This is a genomic window from Rhizobium sp. SYY.PMSO (assembly GCF_046840415.1).
In the GTDB taxonomy this organism is placed as follows: Bacteria; Pseudomonadota; Alphaproteobacteria; order Rhizobiales; family Rhizobiaceae; genus Rhizobium.
In genome coordinates this window covers 1,008,498-1,027,134 of the sequence record NZ_CP177350.1, presented here as the reverse complement: position 1 = coordinate 1,027,134, position 18,637 = coordinate 1,008,498, and the positions used below count along the sequence as shown (strand labels likewise).

Here is an 18,637-nt window from a genome sequence, read left to right as displayed (position 1 = left end):
AACCCCGCTTTCTCAAAGCTTTTCCTCCCTTATGCATTTTTGTTGTCCCGGCGGAAGCCCCATTACGAAACGCGGTATCCGCCGCCGGACAAAAAAGTCTTTGCAGAAGTTGGAATACTCATTATACCAGATTACCAGTTTGCGCCACGCGAAAAATCGTGGGCGAGAGGAGCGTTCAGCCGTCCATGACCATCACCGTCACCTATCGTATCGAAACGCCCGGCAGCATCGAAGCGATGGCCCGCAAGATCGCCAGCGATCAATCGACCGGAACTTTCGTTGCCGTGCCGGGCGAAACGGAAGAGCTGAAGGCGCGCGTCGCCGCCCGCGTCATCGCGATCCGTCCCCTGCCCGACATCGATCGTCCGACCTGGCCGGAAGCGGCCGAGGGACATGGCCCGATCCACCGCGCCGACATCGACATAGCTTTTCCGCTCGATGCGATCGGCACCGATCTGGCGGCGCTCATGACCATCGCGATCGGCGGTGTCTACTCGATCAAGGGCATGACCGGCATCCGCATCGTCGACATGAAGCTGCCGGAGGCTTTTCGCGATGCGCATCCCGGCCCGCAATTCGGTGTTGCCGGCAGCATGCGCCTGACCGGCGTCAGCGGCCGGCCCATCATCGGCACCATCGTCAAGCCGGCACTCGGCCTGCGGCCGAAGGAAACGGCAGCGCTTGTCGGCGAATTGATCGGCTCGGGCGTCGATTTCATCAAGGACGACGAAAAGCTGATGAGCCCGGCCTATTCGCCGCTGAAGGAGCGCGTCGAGGCCATCATGCCGCTGATCCTCGATCACGAGCAGAAGACCGGCAAGAAGGTGATGTATGCGTTCGGCATCTCGCATGCCGATCCCGACGAGATGATGCGCAACCACGATCTGGTGCTGAAGGCCGGCGGCAATTGCGCCGTCGTCAACATCAACTCCATCGGCTTCGGCGGCATGAGTTTCCTGCGCAAGCGCTCCGGCCTGGTTCTGCACGCGCATCGCAACGGTTGGGACGTGCTGACCCGTCATCCCGGCGCCGGAATGGATTTCAAGGTCTATCAGCAGTTCTGGCGCCTGCTTGGCGTCGATCAATTCCAGATCAACGGCATCCGGGTCAAATACTGGGAGCCGGACGACAGCTTCGTCGAGTCTTTCAAGGCCATCAGCACGCCGTTGTTCGATCCCACGGACTGTCCGCTTCCCGTCGCGGGTTCCGGGCAATGGGGAGGTCAGGCGCCGGAAACCTACCAGCGCACGGGGCGGACCACGGACCTTCTCTATCTCTGCGGCGGCGGCATCGTCAGCCATCCGTTCGGGCCGGCTGCCGGCGTTCGCGCCATCCAGCAGGCGTGGCAGGCCGCGGTTTCCGACATACCGCTTGCGGATTATGCCAGGAACCATCCCGAGCTTGCCGCCTCGATCGCAAAATTCAGCAGCGGCAAGGACGCCTGACAGCAATGTCCGATCTTCTTCTCAGCTATTACGGCGACGATTTCACCGGCTCGACCGATGTCATGGAGGCTCTTGCCTCGAACGGCGTGCCGACAGTTCTCTTTCTCGGCGTTCCGAGCGAGGCCATGCGGGAGCGATTCAAGGATTGCCGCGCCATCGGCATTGCCGGCACCAGCCGTAGTGAAACGCCGCAATGGATGGACGAACATCTGACGCCGGCGTTCCACTGGCTGAGGAGCCTCGATGCGGCGATATGCCATTATAAGGTCTGCTCCACGTTCGATTCAGGCCCCGACATCGGCAACATCGGCAAGGCGATCGAGATCGGCAAATCGCTCTTCGAACAGCCCGTCGTGCCGATCGTGGTTGGAGCGCCGCAGCTGAAACGTTACACCGCCTTCGGCCATCTCTTCGCGGCCTATCAGGGCCGGGTCTTCCGGATAGACCGGCACCCGGTCATGAGCCGGCACCCGGTCACTCCGATGGATGAGGCCGACCTGACCCTGCACCTGAGAAAACAGACATCCCTTCCCGTCAGCCTCGCCGATCTCGTCACCATCCGCGCAGCCGATGCGGACGCGCGAATCGATGAACTCGCGACCGAAACCAAGGGCATCCTGCTTCTCGACGTCGACGGCCCGGAAACGCAAATTGCAGCAGGACGCCAGTTGTGGCGCCTTGCGGACAAGGGCAACGCCTTCGTGGCGGGCTCCTCCGGTGTCGAATATGCCCTTCTGAGCGCCTGGAGCAGCGAGGGCCTGATGGGACCAAGGCCGGAATTCGCATCTCCTGGCAGGGTCGATCGGCTGGCTGTCGTTTCCGGCAGCGTGTCGCCAACCACGGAGCGGCAGATTCGCCGCGCCGCGGCCGACGGGTTTGACGGCATCGACCTCGATCCGCTGGAGCTTGTCGGCGAAAGCGCCGCGAGCGCGCTGGACGCGGCCGTCAAGAACGGCATTGCCAGCCTGAAAGCCGGTCGCAGCGTCATTCTTCATACCGCGCTTGGGCCTTCCGCCGATCGCGGCGGTGACATCGACCGCATTCCCGGCGCAAGGCATCGCCTCGGGCAGGCCCTCGGCACGATTCTGCGGCGCCTGATCGAACAGGAAAACCTCGGCCGCGCCGTCATTGCCGGTGGCGACACATCGAGCCACGCGCTGACGGAACTGCGCGTCGAGGCACTCACGACCCTCCTGCCATTACCGCAAACCCCCGGATCGCCGCTCTGCACGGCCCATGGCAGTTACCCCCCCACCAACGGTCTGCAGATCGCCCTCAAGGGCGGACAGGTCGGGACCGACGATTATTTCGCGCAGATCCGCGACGGCAGAGGATCCTGAGACGGATATGCCATTTTTTCGCTCGGACTAATGGCATACTCATTGACTCATCATACCACTTGCGTTACCACACTCTGAAAGTGAACGAGGTACGAACATGACTGCAATTGCTCTTTTCGGCGCCGGCGGCAAAATGGGCTACAGGCTCGCCAAGAACCTGAAAGGTTCCCGTTTCGATGTGCGCCATGTCGAGGTCAGCGATACCGGCAAGGCCCGCCTGAAGAACGACCTTTCCATCGATTGCGTGCCGGTCGACGCCGCTTTGGACGGTGCCGAGGTCGTTATCCTTGCCGTGCCGGATACGGCGATCGGCAAGGTCGCCGCCGGCATCGTCGACAAGCTGAAGGCAGGCACCATGGTCGTCGCTCTCGACGCCGCCGCCCCCTTCGCGGGGCATCTCCCCAAGCGGGAAGACCTCACCTATTTCGTTACCCACCCGTGCCATCCGCCGATCTTCAACGACGAAACCGACATGCAGGCGAAGAAGGATCACTTCGGCGGCCTGTTTGCCAAGCAGCACATCGTATCGGCACTGATGCAGGGGCCGGAGAGCACCTATGCGCTCGGCGAGGAAATCGCCAAGGTCATCTGGGCGCCCGTCATGCGCTCGCACCGCGTCACCGTCGAGCAGATGGCGATGCTGGAACCGGGCCTTTCGGAAACGGTTTGCGCGTCGCTGCTCGTCATCATGCGCCAGGCCATGGATGAATGCATTGCCCGCGGTGTTCCGGCCGAGGCCGCCCGCGACTTCCTTCTGGGTCACATGAACGTGCTCGGCGCCGTTATCTTCAAGGAAGTGGAAGGCGTGTTCTCGGATGCCTGCAACAAGGCGATCGAGTTCGGCATCCCCGCGCTGATGCGCGACGACTGGAAGAAGGTGTTCGAGCCGCAGGAGATTGCGGAAAGCATCCGTCGCATCACCTGATCGACGTCCCCGGGAGGGCGCCGCCCTCCCTTTGCTGCCCTGCCGGGAACAGGGCCTGTTTCATAACTGGGAGGAGACCATGAAACTGACACGCAGACTGACACTTGCAGCCTTCGCCGGTGCGCTAGCCCTGGGAACGGCAATGCCCGTATTCGCCGCCGACCTGATCGCCATCATCACGCCGGCCCACGACAACCCGTTCTTCAAGGCAGAGGCCGTCGGCGCTGAGGCAAAGGCGAAGGAGCTGGGGTACGAAACGCTTGTCATGACGCATGACGACGATGCCAACAAGCAGTCGGAAGTCATCGACACGGCAATCGGCCGCGGTGCCAAAGCCATCATTCTCGACAATGCCGGTGCGGATGCGACGGTAGCTGCCGTCAAGAAGGCCAAGGATGCCGGCATCCCCTCCTTCCTGATCGACCGCGAAATCAACGCCACCGGCGTCGCCGCCGCCCAGATCGTTTCCAACAACTATCAGGGTGCCCAGCTCGGCGCGCAGGAATTCGTCAAGCTCATGGGCGAGAAGGGCAACTATGTCGAGCTCGTCGGCAAGGAATCCGACACCAATGCCGGCATCCGCTCGCAGGGATATCACGATGTCATCGATGATTTTCCGGACCTGAAGCTCGTGGCCAAGCAGTCGGCGAACTGGAGCCAGACCGAAGCCTACGCCAAGATGGAAACCATCCTTCAGGCAAATCCCGACATCAAGGGCGTGATCTCGGGCAACGACACCATGGCGATGGGCGCGATTGCCGCCCTTCAGGCTGCCGGCCGCAAGGATGTGATCGTCGTCGGCTTTGACGGATCGAACGACGTGCGCGATTCCATCAAGGCGGGCGGTATCAAGGCAACGGTGCTTCAGCCTGCCTATGCACAGGCGCAAATGGCCGTGCAGCAGGCCGATGCGTACATCAAGAACAAGACCGTGCCGAAGGAAGAGAAGCAGCTGATGGATTGCGTTCTCATCAACGCCGGCAATGCCGACAAGCTCGAGACTTTCGCGCTGAAGGACTAACGGTCAACCATGCAGTCGCGGAGAGCGTGCTCCACGCTCTCCGCCCTGTTCGTCGAGAGATTGAGGTGCATTGCATGGCGAGGATCGCAGGGGTGATTGCGGCCACATTACTGATCGCGGCGCTACCCGGATGCAAGATCGTCAAGACGCCGACGGCCGAGGAAAAGGCCGCCGCAGAGGCGAAGAACGCTTTCGATCCGGCTGCCCGGGTCGATGCCATCTGGCAGTCCCAGGCGATACCGAGCCTTGAAAAGCGCGCCGGCGACCTGAAAGCGGTGCTGCAGGCCCTTGCCGCCAGCCCGGACGAAGCCGGAGCCAGATACGGCAACCCACGCAAGCAATCCGGCTCGCCATGGACCTATGCCGTGAAGCTGAGCGGCAGGGTAGTCGCGGCCGACACGGCGTCGCGCGCCGCGACGCTGGACGTTGACGTCGACGGAGACGGCAAAGCCGACGCCAAGGTCCAGATCGGACCGGCCATCCGCGGAACGGCGCTTCGCGACGCGCTGGATTTCGTCGATTTCAACAGTTTCAAGAACCAGATCGAATGGGCACAGTTCGGCAAGGCGTTCAATGAAAAGATCAACGCCGCCTTTCTCGGCACCCTTCCTCGCGACGGCCTGGCCGGAAAGACGGTCACCGTCACAGGCGCATTTCCCCAGCCCATGTCGGGCCAATTGCCGCTGGTGACTCCTTCGGCCCTGACATTGGGGCAATGACGATGAACACCGCCTCCGGCAACGACATCATCCTGCGCCTCGAGGAAGTCTCGAAGGTCTATTCCGGCATTGTCGCGGTCAAGCGCGCGAACCTCGAGCTCCATCGCGGCGCCGTCAATGTTCTCGTGGGCGAGAACGGCGCCGGCAAATCGACGCTGATGAAGATCATCGCAGGCGTCGAACGGCCGACGTCCGGCCGCATCCTGCTCGAGGGTAAGGAAGTGTCCTTCGGCAGCCCGGCCGATGCACAGGCGCGCGGCATCGGCATGATTTTCCAGGAGCTCAACCTCTTCGCCAACATGTCGGTCGCCGAGAACATGTTTGCGACGCGGGAGATCACCCGCGGCATTCTCGGCATCGATCACAAGGCTCAGATCGACAAGGCGAATGAGTTCCTCAGGAAACTCGACGCCGACATCAGCGCCGAAACCATGGTCGAGGACCTGCCGATCGGACAGCAGCAGCTGGTCGAAATCGCCAAGGCGATTTCGCTGGATGCCCGCATCCTGATCATGGACGAGCCGACATCGGCGCTTTCCGCCGCCGAGGTCGATGTCCTGTTCAAGGTCATCGCCGAGCTGAAAGCCCAGGGCGTTGCGATCGTCTATATCTCGCACCGGCTGGAAGAACTGATGCGCATCGGCGACTACATCACCGTTCTGCGCGACGGTCAGATTACCGGCCAGGCGATGGTCCGCGATATCGACACGCGATGGATCGTCCGCTCGATGATCGGGTCAGATGCCAAGGACTTTGCCAAATCCAGCAGCCATACCATCGGCAAGGAAGCCTTTCGTGCCGAGGACATCAGCTTGCCGAGACGCACCGGCGGCCTCGCCGTCGATCATGTTTCGCTTTCCGTACGTGCCGGCGAGATACTCGGAATATACGGCCTGATGGGGGCCGGCCGCAGCGAATTCTTCGAATGCGTCATGGGCCGGCATACGCATTCCACCGGGCGGATCTACGTCGATGGCGTTGAGGTTCGCGCGCAGGATACGACCAGACGCATCCGGCGCGGCCTGGCCCTGATCCCCGAAGATCGCCAGCGCGAGGGTTTGGTGCAGGTCCTGTCCATCGCCAGCAATCTGACGCTTGCCAGCCTCGGCCGTTTCACCCGTCTGTTCGTCCACATCGATGCGGCGGCGGAAAAGAGCGCCATTCGCGACATGATCCGCGACCTTTCGATCAAGGCGCCCAATCCCGATTTCGAGGTCACATCCATGTCCGGCGGCAATCAGCAGAAGGTCGTCATCGGCAAGGCGCTCATGACCGACCCGAAGGTGCTGTTGATGGACGAGCCGAGCCGCGGCATCGATGTCGGCGCAAAGGCCGACGTCTTTCGCACCATGCGCCGGCTTGCCGGCAAGGGACTGGCAATCCTGTTTTCGACATCGGACCTTGAAGAGGTCATGGCTCTTTCTGACCGCATCGCAGTGCTCAGCAACGGCAAGCTCGTGACCGTGCTCGACAGAAGCGAAGCGACGGAAGAGGCCATCATCGCGGCATCCGCCGAGGGACACGGACACAAAGGGAAACTCGCGTCATGACGGCAGATACGTCCTCCGGCCTTGCGGCCAACCGCTCGAACGGCTCTGTTCTCCTGACGGTGATGAAGCTCAGGACCTTCATTGCGCTGTTTGCGGTGATTATCTTCTTTGCGATCTTCGCGCCGAATTTCACCTCGACCGCCAACATCATCCTGATGTCGAAGCATGTCGCGCTCAACGCCTTTCTCGCCATGGGCATGACCTTCGTGATCGTGACCGGCGGCATCGACCTCTCGGTCGGTTCGATCGTCGGTCTCTGCGGCATGGTGGCAGGCGCCCTTATCCTGAACGGCATAGATCTGCCGATCGGATACACCGTCTACTTCAACATCTACGAAATCATTCTCATCACCCTGGCCGTCGGGCTGCTGATCGGCCTCATCAACGGCCTGCTTATCACCAAGCTCAACGTCGCGCCTTTCATCGCCACGCTCGGAACGCTCTATGTCGCCCGCGGCCTTGCGCTCCTGTCCTCGGATGGGCAGACTTTTCCCAATCTGGTCGGGCGGTCGGAATACGATACGACCGGCTTCGACGTCTTCGGCGCCGGCCGGCTGCTGGGTCTTCCGGTTTCCATCTGGATCCTGATCGTACTCGCGCTGATCGCCGCGTATGTCGCACGCTCGACGCCGATCGGGCGGCATATCTTCGCCGTGGGCGGAAACGAGCGCGCCGCGCGCATGTCCGGCATCCGGGTCGATGTGGTCAAGATTTTCGTCTACATGTTCTCGGGGCTTTGCGCTGCCATCGTCGGCATCGTCATATCGTCGGAGCTGATGGCGGCGCATCCCGCGACCGGCGAAAGCTTCGAGCTGAATGCGATCGCGGCGGCCGTGCTCGGCGGCACCTCCATGTCGGGCGGCCGCGGCACCATCGGCGGTACGATCATCGGCGCCTTCGTGATCGGCATCCTTTCGGACGGCCTTGTGATGATGGGCGTGTCATCCTTCTGGCAGATGGTCATTAAAGGATTGGTCATCATCGTCGCCGTGGTCGTGGATCAGGCGCAGCGGCGTCTCCAGCAGCGCGTAACTCTCATGCAAATGGCAAAGGCAGGCTGAAATGGCAGGACTCAAGGGCGCATTGATCGGTTGCGGCTTCTTCGCGATCAATCAGATGCACGCGTGGAAAGACGTCAGGGGCGCTGATATCGTCGCGATCTGCGATCGTGACCCAGAGCGTCTTAAGATCGTCGGCGACCAGTTCGGCATCGAGCGCCGCTACACGGATGCCGCCACGATGTTTGCCGACGGCGGCTTCGATTTCGTCGATATAGCCACGACCGTGCAGAGCCACCGCGCCCTGGTGGAAATGGCTGCCGCTCACAAGATCCCGGCGATCTGCCAGAAGCCGTTCGCAAAGACGCTGAACGATGCCAAGTCGATGGTCGCTATCTGCGCGCAGGCCGGCGTGCCGCTGATGGTGCATGAAAACTTCCGATGGCAGACGCCCATTCAGGCGGTCAAGGCCATCCTGCAGTCGGGGGCGATCGGCGAACCTTTCTGGGGCCGCTTCTCCTTTCGCTCCGGCTACGACGTTTTCTCGGGCCAGCCCTATCTGGCCGAGGGAGAGCGCTTCATCATCGAGGATCTGGGCATTCACACGCTCGATATCGCCCGCTTCATCCTCGGCGACGTCACATCGCTCACGGCCCGCACCAAGCGGGTCAATCCGAAGATCAAGGGCGAGGATGTCGCCACCATCCTGCTCGACCATGAGAACGGCGCAACATCGATCGTCGACGTCAGCTACGCCTCCAAGCCCGCCGTGGAGCCGTTCCCCGAGACGCTGATCGAGCTCGACGGCACGAAGGGCACGCTCCGGCTGTCGCAGGGCTATCGCCTCGAGGTCAACGGCCCCGACGGCATTGCCGTTTCCGATGCCTCGCCGCAGCTTCTGCCCTGGGCCTCGCGTCCATGGCACAACATTCAGGAGAGCGTCCTGGCGATCCAGCAGCATTGGACAGACCGCCTCGCCGATGGCGGCGAGACCTCCACCTCCGGCGCAGACAATCTCAAGACCTTCGCGCTCGTCGAGGCCGCCTATGAGAGCGCCGCCAGCGGCCGCGCGGTCGATATCGTTGCGATGCTGCAATGACGACCGAGAGCGACACGTTTCAGTTCTACGGCACGCGCGAGGCGGAGACGCCGCCGGTGCGGCTGAGCGCCGGCAAGCTGGCCGCCGATTTCAAGGACGGTAATCTGCGGACCATCTGTTATGACGGCGTCGAGGTCCTGCGGGCCGTCTCCTACCTCGTTCGCGATCGCGATTGGGGCACCTATGCGCCCGCCATCGGCGACCTGCGGATCGATCAGGGGCAAGACGCCTTCTCCGTCTCCTATGTCGCGCGTTGCGCGGGGCCTCTGAACACGGATCTCGCCGTCGATGTGCGGATCACGGCCGAGGCGGGCGGCGCGCTCGTCTTCGAAGCGGAAGCCCTCTCCGCCACCGGCTTCGAGACCAATCGCTGCGGCTTCTGCATCCTGCATCCGATCGTCGGCCTCGCGGGCATGCCGGCATCGGTGGAGCATGTCGATGGCAGCTGCCGGGACACCCGCTTTCCCGACCTGATCGAGCCATGGCAACCTTTCAAGGACATGCGGGCGATCACCCATCGCGTAATGCCGGACGTGACGGCACAATGCCGTATGGAAGGCGACACATTCGAAATGGAAGACCAGCGCAACTGGTCCGACGCATCCTACAAGACCTATGTTCGCCCGCTTGCCCTGCCCTGGCCCTACCGCATCCCGGCCGGCGAGCCCATGCGGCAGAGGATCGTTCTCACGGTAGAGGATATCCGATCTTCGCCGGCCGTATCGGCTAAAGTTGCGGATACGGGTCCGGTCACGCTGAGCCCGGGGACGAAGTCCGGCAGGATGCCTGCAATCGGGCTTGTCATCACCCCCGAAGAGGTCGGGGCGACGCTTGCCGCCCGTGATCGCCTTAGCGAAATCGCGCCGCAGGAATTGCTGTTTCACTTCGATCCCGACGCCGGCCATGGCGCGGAGGTTTTAAAATCCTTCGCCGCGATCAAGGCGGTTCATGCCGGCCGATCGACATTGGAAATCGCATTGACGTGTCGCCAAGCTCCGCTTGACGAAGCACGGCAGATCGCGACCTGGATGCGCGACGCCGGCTTCAGGCCGGATGCGATCGTCATATCGCCGTCGGTCGACCGGCAATCGACGCCTCCCGGCAGCAAATGGCCCGAGTGCCCGCCTCTTGAAGAGGTCTATGCCGCCGCTCACGCCGCCTTTCCCGGCATGCGCCTCGGCGGCGGCATGCTGAGCTATTTCACAGAACTCAATCGCAAACGCGTTCCTGCCGACAGCCTCGACTTCATCACCCACTGCACCAACCCGATCGTTCATGCGGCCGACGATCTCAGCGTCATGCAGACACTCGAAGCATTGCCGTTCATCACCCGCTCCGTGCGCGCCATTTACGGAGATAGGCCTTATCGCATCGGCCCCTCGACCATCCCCATGCGGCAGAACCCTTACGGCAGCCGGACGATGGACAATCCCAACGGCGGACGCATCGCCATGGCGAATGCCGACCCTCGGCACAATGCCCGCTTCGGCGCGGCCTTTGCGCTTGGCTATGCCGCCCGCGTGCTCGATGCGGACTTGGAGTGCCTGACGCTTTCGGCGCTGACGGGCCCCTTCGGGCTGATCGCGGCGGAAAACGAACCGTCGGCAGCAGGAACGGCGCGACCGCTTTTCAACGCTGTCGCGAGCCTGTCTCGTCTCGCCGGCAGCCGGTGGCAGGAATGCCTCTCGTCCGATCCGGCCGCGATCCTCTCCTTCGTCATGGAGCAGCCCGAAGGGCCGCGCCAGCTCCACCTGGTCAACATCACCCCCATCAGGCAACAGGTCGAGCTTGAGGGGCTCCGCCCGGTGAAGCAGCCCGGAAACACGAGGCTTGCACTTGATGCCTATACCGCCGCTTCCGTAACTTTGATGGATTGACCTTCACCCGCAGACGCGCATGTTACTTCCAACAATCGCAATGATTTGGGAGAACTGCGTGAAGACGAAGAAGCTGATTAACGAAGGCGCGGCCGCCGTGGATGAGATGCTGGCCGGGGTACTGGCCGCTCATCCGCGCCATCTCCGCGCCGTTGAAGGATCGCCGCGCTCGATCGTGGCGACCCATGGCCCGCGGGCCGGCAAGGTCGGCCTGGTCATCGGCGGCGGCTCGGGGCACGAGCCGACGTTCCTCGGTTTTGTCGGCAAGGGGTTGGCGGATGCCGCCGCAATCGGCAACGTCTTCGCTTCGCCGCCGCCGGACCCGATCATCGAATGCGCCAAGGCCGCGGACGGCGGCGCCGGCGTGCTGTTCATGTACGGCAATTATGCCGGCGACGTCATGAATTTCGACATGGCGGCGGAAATGCTTGCCATGGACGATATCGAGGTGCGAACCGTCCTGACGACGGACGACATCGCCTCTGCGCCGGCCGCGCAGAAAGAGCGCCGCCGCGGCGTTGCTGGCAATGTCTTCATCTTCAAGGCAGCCGGTGCTGCCTGCGATCTGATGTATGGTTTCGACGACGTCGAGCGGCTGGCCCGCCGGGCGAACGAGCGCACCTATACGATGGGCGTCGCGCTCTCCCCCTGCTCGCTGCCGCAGACGCGCAAGCCGAACTTCGAAATCGGCGCCGACGAGATGGAAATCGGCATGGGCATCCACGGCGAGCCCGGCGTTGCCCGCGGCCCGATGAAATCGGCGGATGAGGTGACGATCGAGCTTGCCGGCAAGATTCTCGAGGAGATGAGGCCGGCCCGCGGGGACCGCGTCGCCGTGCTCGTCAACTCCCTCGGCTCGACGCCGTTGATGGAGCTCTACATCATGATGCGCAAACTCAAGGCGATGCTCGACGATGCCGGCCTCGTCATCCATCTATCGCTGGTGGGGAACTACTGTACGTCCCTGGAAATGGCCGGCGCCTCGATCACCCTCATGCACCTGGACGACGAATTGCAGCGGCTGATCGATCATCCCTGCGATTGCGCGATGTTCCGCTCCGGCGAGGCGCTGCAATGACGACGATTGATACGGAAGAGCTGAAGGCGCTGTTTGCGCGGATCGCCGTGGCGATGGCGCATGAGAAAGATCGCCTCTGCGAGCTGGATGGAGTGATCGGCGACGCCGATCACGGTATCGCCATGGAACTTGGCTTTGCCGCCGCCGCCAAGGCAGTCTCGGAACTGGATTCGGCTACGGCCGATCCGACGCTGGTTTTCAACACGGCCGCCAAATCCTTTCTCAATGCGGTCGGCGCATCGTCCGGGCCGCTGTATGCGACCGCTCTGATGCGTGCGGGTGCAGTAGCCAAGGGCAAGACGGCACTGAACGACGGCGATATCGTCGATATAGTCTCGGCCTTTGCCAAGGGCATTCAGGACCGGGGCAAGGCGGAGATCGGCGAGAAGACCATGGTCGATGCATGGGTGCCGGCCGCAGCAGCCTGTCGTGCTGCGCGAGATCAGGGGCTTTCGCTTGCACAATGCCTGATAGCCGCCTTGCAGGCCGGCGAAGCCGGAGCGGAAGCGACGAAGGATATGATCGCGGCAAAAGGCCGGTCGTCGCGGCTTGGCGATCGGGCGCTGGGGCATATCGATCCGGGAGCGGCTTCGGCCGTGATCGTCATATCTTGCCTGAAGGATCAGTTCACATCTGAATAATGATTACCTCATTATACCAGTTGACATGTTGACGACGATTTGTCAAAACCGCCCTCAGCTTTGCTCAGAGGAGGACGGGAGATGGCTATCAACTCCAATTATGCGCGCTGGTTCGGTGCTGCCGCGATCGCTGCGGCAGCTTTTTCGGCAACCAATGTCGCCGCGGAAGATCTGACGCTATGGACGCTGAACTTCGATAACGGGGGCGCCAATACCGCCCTCAAGAAAGTGGCGACGGACTTCGAGGCCGCCAATCCCGGCACCCACATCGAAATCGTCCAACGCGGCGTCGATGAGCACAAGACCGCGCTTCGCGTCGCCGCCGGCTCCAGCAAGGGGCCGGACATTTATTTCAGCTGGGCCGGGTTGGGCCTGGGCGGCGAATATGTGAAGGCGGGCCTGTCTCTGCCGCTCGACAAATACTACACGCAGTACAAGTGGAGCGACGAGCTGCTTCCCTCTGCCGCCGCCTTTGCCGATCTCTATCCCGGCGGCAAGCACGGCGTTCCCTTCACCTTCAAGGGCGAAGCGATCTACTACAACAAGAAGCTCTTCCAGAAGGCCGGCATCACCGAGGAGCCGAAGACCTACGAGGACCTGCTGGCCGCTGCCGAAAAGCTCAAGGCCGCGAAAATCCCGGCCTTCACCTTTGGCGGTTCGGTCAATTGGCACGTCATGCGCCTGATGGACGTGCTGCTCGAAACCAAATGCGGCGCCGACAAGCATGATGCGCTCATGGCCATGAAGGCCGACTGGACCAAGGAGCCCTGCGCGACCGACGCTTTTGCCGAATTCGCCAAATGGACCAAGGACTACACGCTGAAGCCCTTCATGGGCATCAGCAACCAGCAATCCTACACGCTGTTCGTCGCCGGCCGCGCCGCGATGATGCTGGAAGGCGACTGGCTCGTCAGCCAGTTGAGCGGCAGCAAGGTCAACCTCGACGATTACGGTGTCGTGCCGTTCCCGACTAATACGAACCGCCTCTACGGTTTTGCCGAGTACAACTACATCAGCACCAAGAGCAAGAACCCCGATCTTGCCGCGAAATTCCTCGACTATTTCCTGTCGACGAAGGTGCAGCAGGATCTCGTCGGACAGATCAGCTCGATCTCGGTCAACAAGAACGTCCAGTATACCGACCAGAAGCCGCTTGAGGCGAAATGGCTTGAGATCTTCAAGACCTACAGCAAGGTCTACATGAATGGCGACCAGGCATTCCCGCTTGACGTGACGACCGAATACTTCCGGGTGATCAACGATGTCGCCTCCGGCAACATCCAGCCGGCGGACGCCGCCAAGCAGCTGCAGACCTTCATTTCGGGCCGCACCTGATCGATCGAGGGGGGCCGCCATCCGATTGCCAATCGCGGCGGACGGCTTCCCTCACCTTCATGCCGACGCGTCAGCCGCCGGGAGCAATCAGAATGTCATTCCGCAATCGAACACATGATCCCCGCGTTCAGGCCGCGATCCTGCTTGCTCCGGCCATGCTGATCTACGCGATTTTCGCGCTTTATCCGATGCTGAACGTGGTGGTGCTGAGCTTCCAGAAGTGGAATGGCCTCGATCCGCAGCGTCCTTTCGTCGGCCTGGCCAACTATCAATACATCTTCACGCAGGACCCCGTCTTCTGGGTCGCCTTCCGCAACACGGTGATCTGGACGATCATGTGCGTGATCTTTCCGCCGCTGGTCGGGCTGCTGTTGGCGCTCAGCCTCAATCAGAAGCTTTTCGCCCGCAATACCTTTCGCGCCATCTTCTATCTTCCCGTCATCATTGCGCCGATCGCGGTCGCGACCATGTGGAAGTGGATGTACGACCCCTTCTTCGGCCTCTTCACCGAAATCCTGACCTCCATGGGCCTGCAGGACTGGATCCAGGACTGGCTGGGCGACAAGGATATCGCGCTCTATTCGGTCTTCGTCGCCTATCTCTGGCAGTCCGTCGGCTTTTCCATGGTGCTGTTTCTCGCAGGCCTGCAGAACGTTTCGCAGACGCTGGTCGAGGCCGCGCGCATCGATGGCGCCGGGCGCTGGAACATCTTCCGCTACGTGACGCTGCCCGCGCTTCGCACCACGCTGACCATCGTACTGGTACTCTCGGTCATCTCATCGCTGAAAGCCTTCGACATCGTCTATGGCCTGACGGGCGGCGGTCCGGCGCAATCCACGCAGATGCTGGCGCTGTGGGCCTTTACGCAGGCCATGCAGATCTTCGATTTCGGCCGCGGCGCCGCGATCTCCGTCGTCCTGCTGCTCATCACCATGGCCATCGTCATCCCCTACCTGCGCTGGACGCAAAAGCATGAGGAGGCCGAACAATGACGGCAGCATCGGCCACATCCATGTCGGACGGCTTCGAGGCCATTGCTCCGGCAAAGCGCAAGCGGGACCCCGTCCTGATCGGCCTGTGGATCGCGCTGCTCATCGTTGCCGCGATATGGCTGGCGCCCTTCATCTTCATCGTCTTCACCTCGCTGAAGACGCAGGCTGACGTGACGTCGACCGGCGCCTTCATGCCGCCGCTCGATCCGGCCTTCGAGAATTATTCGAGCGCCTGGGGCCGCGGCAACTTTGCCAGCGCCTTCCTGAACAGCGCCATCATTACCGTGATCAAGGTGCCGCTCGGCCTCATCCTGTCGGCGATGGCAGCCTATGCGCTTGCCAAGATCCGCCTGAGGTTCGGGAAATTGCTGCTGCTCGCCGTCGTCTTCGGCACCATGATCCCGTTCCAGGTCATGCTGGCGCCGCTGTTTACGCTGGTCAACTCGCTCGGCCTGATCGACACCTATCCCGGCGTGATCCTGCCCTACATCGCCTTCGGCGTTCCCTATCAGGTCTTCATTCTGCACGGTTTCTTCAGAGGCATTCCGAAGGAGCTGTCGGAGGCTGCCCTGATCGACGGCGCGAGCCATTTCACCATCTTCCGCCGCATATTCCTGCCGGTCTGCCTGCCGGTACTCGCAGCACTGCTGATCCTGGACTTCGTTTCCACATGGAACGAGTTCGCAATGGCGCTCGTGCTGCTGCAGGACCAGCATATGTGGACGCTGCCGCTGGGGCTCATGTCCTTCCAGGGGCAGTTTTCCAATGATTACGGCCAGTTGAACGCCGCCATCGTCATGACCGTGCTTCCGGCCACCATCGTTTACCTGATCTTCCAGCGCTACTTCGTCTCCGGCCTCACCTCCGGCGCGGTCAAGGGCTGAGCGGTCGAACCATCCATACATCTTTCGAGGAGAATATCATGTCCAACGCGTCCGTCGAAAAATGGGGAGTCTTCGAAGCGGCCTTCGACGGCCCTTCGGGCGGCAACCCCTATCTCGATGTGGCATTCGATGCCGTTTTCAGCCAGAACAGCCGCGAGGTCCGCGTGCCCGGCTTCTATGACGGCGACGGCGTCTATCGCGTTCGCTTCATGCCCGATAACGAAGGCGAATGGTCCTTCCTCACGCGCTCGAAGACGGCAGAGCTTGATGGCAAGACCGGTTCCTTCATCGCGACCAAGCCTTCCGAAGGCAACCATGGCCCGGTGCACGTTCACAACAAGTTCCATTTCGCCTATGCCGACGGCAAGCCTTTCCTCTCGTTCGGCACGACCTGCTATGCCTGGACGCATCAGCCGCTCGACATGCAGGCACAGACCCTCGAGACATTGAAAAAGTCGCGCTTCAACAAGATCCGCATGGGCGTCTTCCCCAAGGACTACCCCTACAATGTCAACGAGCCGCTCTATGCCTGCTTCGAAAAGGGCGCCGACGGCAAGGAGGATTTCGACAGGCCGAACCCGGTTCTCTTCCGCCATTTCGAGCGCCAAGTCGCAGCCCTTTGCGATCTTGGCATCGAAGCCGACATCATCATGTTCCACCCCTACGATCGCTGGGGTTATGCCGACATGTCGGCCGAGCAGGATTTCCGCTATGTCGCCTATCTCGCCGCTCGCCTTGCCGCCTATCGCAATGTCTGGTGGGCGCTCGCCAACGAGTATGACTTCCTTCTCGACAGCAAGCCGCTGCAGCAGTGGGACCGCTATTTCCATATTCTCGAAGAGAACGATCCCTACGGCCATCTGAAATCCATCCATAACGGCGAGCCGACGATGAACTTCGATCATCGCAAGCCGTGGGTGACGCATACCTGCATCCAGAACTGGGACGTGAAGCGCACGCAGGAATGGCGCGAAGCCTATGGCAAGCCCGTCGTCAACGACGAGCCGGAATATGAAGGCAACATCATCCAGTCCTGGGGCAACCTGACGCCACAGGAGCTGGTGCATCGCTTCTGGATCACGGTAACGCGCGGCGGCTATGCCGGCCATGGCGAAACCTATTCGCATCCGCAGGATCTGATCTGGTGGGCCAAGGGCGGCGAGCTGCGCGGCGAGGCATGGCAGCGCATCGGCTTCCTGCGCGACCTTGTGGAACAGGATGTCGTCAACGGCCTTGAGCCCATGGCCTCGTTCGGCGAATGGCCGTGGACGCGCGTTTCCGGCGCTCGCGATGGTGATGTCAGCTACATCTATCTCGGCGAGCACCAACCCGTCATCTGGTCCACCGGTCTGCCCAAGGACGGAACCGATTATGACGTCGACATCATCGACACCTGGGAGATGACGATCACGCCGGCGAAGAAGGTGGAAGCGCCGATCCCGCATCCGACGCGCCACGGCGCGGTCGTGCGCGGCGGCAAGGCCGATGCGGCCTTCGGCGTGGAGCTGCCCGGCAAGCCATACCAGGCGCTCCGTATCCGCAAGAAGCACTGATCGACCTTGAAGGGAAGAATGTCATGTCCGGATTAACCATCAAGAACGTCAGGAAGTCCTACGGCACGGTAAACATCATCCATGGCGTCGATGTCGAAATCTCGGACGGCGAATTCGTCATTCTCGTCGGCCCCTCGGGCTGCGGCAAGTCGACGCTGCTGCGCATGATTGCCGGGCTGGAGGATATTAGCGGCGGAGAAATCTCGATCGGCGGCCGGGTCGTCAACGACCTGCCGCCGAAGGATCGCGACATCGCCATGGTGTTCCAGAACTACGCGCTCTATCCGCAGATGACGGTGGCGCAGAACATGGGCTTCGCGCTGCAGCTTGCCGGCGCGAAACGTGCCGAGATCGATGAGAAGGTCGGCGAGGCCGCCAAGATACTCGGGCTGCAGCCGTTGCTGGAGCGCAAGCCCGCCCAGCTCTCCGGCGGCCAGCGCCAGCGTGTCGCCATGGGCCGCGCCATCGTGCGCGACCCCAAGGTGTTTCTCTTCGACGAACCGCTTTCCAACCTGGATGCCAAGCTGCGCGTGAAGATGCGCGCCGAAATCAAGGCCCTGCATCAGCGCCTGAAGACGACCATCGTCTACGTGACCCACGATCAGATCGAAGCCATGACCATGGCGGACAAGATCGTCGTGCTGCAGGGCGGAAAGGTGGAGCAGATCGGCTCGCCGCTCGAACTTTACGACCGGCCGAAAAATGTCTTCGTCGCCGGCTTCCTCGGTTCGCCGGCCATGAATTTCGTCGAGGGCAAGCTGGACGGCGGCGCGGCACCGGCGCTGGTGCTGCCCACCGGCACCCGCATCGAACTTTCCCGCGCTCCCGCTCAGTCGGAGGGCCGAGAAATCGTTCTGGGCATACGTCCGGAAGATATTTCCCTTGCGGCGGAAGGCGGCGTTGCCGCAACTGTCACGGTCGTCGAGCCGACCGGCTCGGAAACGCATGTCGCGCTCGATCTGCAAGGCAGGGAACTGACCTGGGTGATGCGAGAACGGGCCGAACTGACGCCGGGCCAGACGATTCAAATCTCGCTTAAGACCCCGAACCTTCACTTCTTCGACAAGGTCAGCCAGCAACGGCTTTAAATTGGTTCCGCGTTTCGTGGAACCGATCTATCTCTTTGTTTTTACGTGATTCCTGACGGAAAGCCGCTACGGCCTTTTCCTGAATTTGCTTT

At 61.9% G+C, this 18,637-nt stretch carries 16 protein-coding genes; all 16 read left to right on the top strand.

Translation table 11 applies throughout. The annotated features are described in order from the left end of the window. Positions 1-185: 185 nt before the first annotated feature. Positions 186-1,445: a 3-oxo-isoapionate-4-phosphate decarboxylase OiaX gene (oiaX, locus tag ACJJVH_RS23105; RefSeq protein WP_412065253.1), complete on the top strand. Its 1,260-nt coding sequence runs from the start codon at positions 186-188 to the stop codon at positions 1,443-1,445. 5 nt (positions 1,446-1,450) lie between these two features. Continuing rightward, the gene (locus ACJJVH_RS23100) at positions 1,451-2,785 is read left to right on the top strand and encodes a four-carbon acid sugar kinase family protein (RefSeq protein ID WP_412065252.1); all 1,335 of its coding nucleotides are present in this window, start codon (positions 1,451-1,453) and stop codon (positions 2,783-2,785) included. Positions 2,786-2,882: 97 nt separating this feature from the next. Beyond that, positions 2,883-3,710, top strand: coding sequence for a phosphogluconate dehydrogenase C-terminal domain-containing protein (locus tag ACJJVH_RS23095; protein WP_412065251.1), 828 nt, complete (start codon positions 2,883-2,885; stop codon positions 3,708-3,710). Between the two features lie 79 nt (positions 3,711-3,789). Further along, positions 3,790-4,731 carry a D-ribose ABC transporter substrate-binding protein gene (locus tag ACJJVH_RS23090; RefSeq protein ID WP_112799963.1) on the top strand — a complete coding sequence of 314 codons (942 nt, stop codon included), beginning with the start codon at positions 3,790-3,792 and terminating at the stop codon, positions 4,729-4,731. 74 nt (positions 4,732-4,805) lie between these two features. Further along, positions 4,806-5,450, top strand: coding sequence for a DUF2291 family protein (locus ACJJVH_RS23085; RefSeq protein ID WP_412065250.1), 645 nt, complete (start codon positions 4,806-4,808; stop codon positions 5,448-5,450). A 2-nt stretch (positions 5,451-5,452) separates the two neighbouring features. Next, positions 5,453-7,000: a sugar ABC transporter ATP-binding protein gene (locus ACJJVH_RS23080; RefSeq protein WP_412065249.1), complete on the top strand. Its 1,548-nt coding sequence runs from the start codon at positions 5,453-5,455 to the stop codon at positions 6,998-7,000. After that, complete coding sequence (locus ACJJVH_RS23075) at positions 6,997-8,061, top strand: ABC transporter permease (protein WP_113357541.1); 1,065 nt, start codon at positions 6,997-6,999, stop codon at positions 8,059-8,061. Before ACJJVH_RS23080 ends, ACJJVH_RS23075 begins: the two co-directional genes overlap by 4 nt. 1 nt (position 8,062) lies before the next feature. Beyond that, positions 8,063-9,097 (top strand): Gfo/Idh/MocA family protein, encoded by a 1,035-nt coding sequence (locus ACJJVH_RS23070; protein ID WP_412065248.1) that lies wholly within the window; start codon positions 8,063-8,065, stop codon positions 9,095-9,097. Continuing rightward, complete coding sequence (locus ACJJVH_RS23065; RefSeq protein WP_412065247.1) at positions 9,094-10,974, top strand: hypothetical protein; 1,881 nt, start codon at positions 9,094-9,096, stop codon at positions 10,972-10,974. Before ACJJVH_RS23070 ends, ACJJVH_RS23065 begins: the two co-directional genes overlap by 4 nt. 58 nt (positions 10,975-11,032) lie before the next feature. Then, entirely contained in the window at positions 11,033-12,052 is a 1,020-nt protein-coding gene (locus tag ACJJVH_RS23060; protein WP_412065246.1) for a dihydroxyacetone kinase subunit DhaK, read from the top strand. After that, complete coding sequence (gene dhaL, locus ACJJVH_RS23055) at positions 12,049-12,693, top strand: dihydroxyacetone kinase subunit DhaL (RefSeq protein ID WP_412065245.1); 645 nt, start codon at positions 12,049-12,051, stop codon at positions 12,691-12,693. The genes ACJJVH_RS23060 and dhaL overlap by 4 nt, the downstream gene beginning before the upstream one ends. A gap of 81 nt (positions 12,694-12,774) precedes the next feature. Further along, positions 12,775-14,028, top strand: coding sequence for an extracellular solute-binding protein (locus tag ACJJVH_RS23050; RefSeq protein ID WP_412065244.1), 1,254 nt, complete (start codon positions 12,775-12,777; stop codon positions 14,026-14,028). 92 nt (positions 14,029-14,120) lie between these two features. Further along, on the top strand, positions 14,121-15,020 hold the full coding sequence (locus tag ACJJVH_RS23045; RefSeq protein ID WP_113405647.1) for a carbohydrate ABC transporter permease: 900 nt from the start codon (positions 14,121-14,123) through the stop codon (positions 15,018-15,020). Next, entirely contained in the window at positions 15,017-15,904 is an 888-nt protein-coding gene (locus ACJJVH_RS23040) for a carbohydrate ABC transporter permease (RefSeq protein ID WP_113357536.1), read from the top strand. The genes ACJJVH_RS23045 and ACJJVH_RS23040 overlap by 4 nt, the downstream gene beginning before the upstream one ends. A gap of 38 nt (positions 15,905-15,942) precedes the next feature. Continuing rightward, the gene (locus ACJJVH_RS23035; protein ID WP_412065243.1) at positions 15,943-17,457 is read left to right on the top strand and encodes a DUF5060 domain-containing protein; all 1,515 of its coding nucleotides are present in this window, start codon (positions 15,943-15,945) and stop codon (positions 17,455-17,457) included. Between the two features lie 23 nt (positions 17,458-17,480). After that, positions 17,481-18,545, top strand: a complete 1,065-nt coding sequence (locus tag ACJJVH_RS23030) for a sn-glycerol-3-phosphate ABC transporter ATP-binding protein UgpC (RefSeq protein WP_113370927.1) — start codon at positions 17,481-17,483, stop codon at positions 18,543-18,545. Positions 18,546-18,637 lie beyond the last annotated feature (92 nt).

Coding starts and splice junctions, on each gene's coding strand:
- oiaX (WP_412065253.1), top strand. CDS start 186: ATGACCATCACCGTCACCTATCGTATCGAAACGCCCGGCAGCATCGAA.
- ACJJVH_RS23100 (WP_412065252.1), top strand. CDS start 1,451: ATGTCCGATCTTCTTCTCAGCTATTACGGCGACGATTTCACCGGCTCG.
- ACJJVH_RS23095 (WP_412065251.1), top strand. CDS start 2,883: ATGACTGCAATTGCTCTTTTCGGCGCCGGCGGCAAAATGGGCTACAGG.
- ACJJVH_RS23090 (WP_112799963.1), top strand. CDS start 3,790: ATGAAACTGACACGCAGACTGACACTTGCAGCCTTCGCCGGTGCGCTA.
- ACJJVH_RS23085 (WP_412065250.1), top strand. CDS start 4,806: ATGGCGAGGATCGCAGGGGTGATTGCGGCCACATTACTGATCGCGGCG.
- ACJJVH_RS23080 (WP_412065249.1), top strand. CDS start 5,453: ATGAACACCGCCTCCGGCAACGACATCATCCTGCGCCTCGAGGAAGTC.
- ACJJVH_RS23075 (WP_113357541.1), top strand. CDS start 6,997: ATGACGGCAGATACGTCCTCCGGCCTTGCGGCCAACCGCTCGAACGGC.
- ACJJVH_RS23070 (WP_412065248.1), top strand. CDS start 8,063: ATGGCAGGACTCAAGGGCGCATTGATCGGTTGCGGCTTCTTCGCGATC.
- ACJJVH_RS23065 (WP_412065247.1), top strand. CDS start 9,094: ATGACGACCGAGAGCGACACGTTTCAGTTCTACGGCACGCGCGAGGCG.
- dhaL (WP_412065245.1), top strand. CDS start 12,049: ATGACGACGATTGATACGGAAGAGCTGAAGGCGCTGTTTGCGCGGATC.
- ACJJVH_RS23050 (WP_412065244.1), top strand. CDS start 12,775: ATGGCTATCAACTCCAATTATGCGCGCTGGTTCGGTGCTGCCGCGATC.
- ACJJVH_RS23045 (WP_113405647.1), top strand. CDS start 14,121: ATGTCATTCCGCAATCGAACACATGATCCCCGCGTTCAGGCCGCGATC.
- ACJJVH_RS23040 (WP_113357536.1), top strand. CDS start 15,017: ATGACGGCAGCATCGGCCACATCCATGTCGGACGGCTTCGAGGCCATT.
- ACJJVH_RS23035 (WP_412065243.1), top strand. CDS start 15,943: ATGTCCAACGCGTCCGTCGAAAAATGGGGAGTCTTCGAAGCGGCCTTC.
- ACJJVH_RS23030 (WP_113370927.1), top strand. CDS start 17,481: ATGTCCGGATTAACCATCAAGAACGTCAGGAAGTCCTACGGCACGGTA.